At 66.5% G+C, this 544-nt stretch carries 1 pseudogene; it reads right to left on the bottom strand.

What is annotated here, in order from left to right:
* A pseudogene (locus tag EOC94_RS33485) lies at positions 1-544 on the bottom strand (hypothetical protein); the annotation flags it as partial.

Raw genomic sequence — 544 nt, 5'->3', positions numbered from 1 at the left:
GAAGGTGCCGTGCGCGCCCGTCGTCGAGCCATCCCAGCTGACGAAGCTCGTCGGCGTGTCGGCGCCCGGCTGGTTGTTGGCATGCAGGTCGTTGGTCAGCACATTGCCGTTGACCGGCGAAAGCGCGTCCTCGCTGATGCTGTTGGTGTCGTTGACCGCATTGGGCATGTCGTCGACGATGTCGATGACGATGGCTGCCGGAGCCGACGACGAGGTGCCGTCAGAGACGGTGAGCGAGAAGCTGTCGGTCTCGGTGACTGCGGGAACGTCCGTCGTCGTGCTGGTCAGCGTGTACTGATAGGCCGCAACGCCGGTTGCCGGGTTGTAGCCGGTGATCAGCAGCGTGCCGTGGTCGCCCTGGAAGACCGAACCGTCAAGGCTGCCAATGGCAACCGTGACGCCGCCGATGGTGACGCTCTGCACGTCGTCGAGCCCGTCGGCGTCCGACACCGTGAAGGTGCCTGTCGCAACCGTGCTGCCGTCGCCGGCCGCCGAACCCGCCGCCAGACCTGCTTCATAGACCTGGTCATGCGCGCCGTCCGGG

The sequence above is a fragment of the Mesorhizobium sp. M6A.T.Ce.TU.016.01.1.1 genome, from assembly GCF_003997065.1.
Lineage (GTDB): Bacteria > Pseudomonadota > Alphaproteobacteria > Rhizobiales > Rhizobiaceae > Mesorhizobium > Mesorhizobium mediterraneum.
This window is presented reverse-complemented; position numbering and strand designations above follow the sequence as displayed.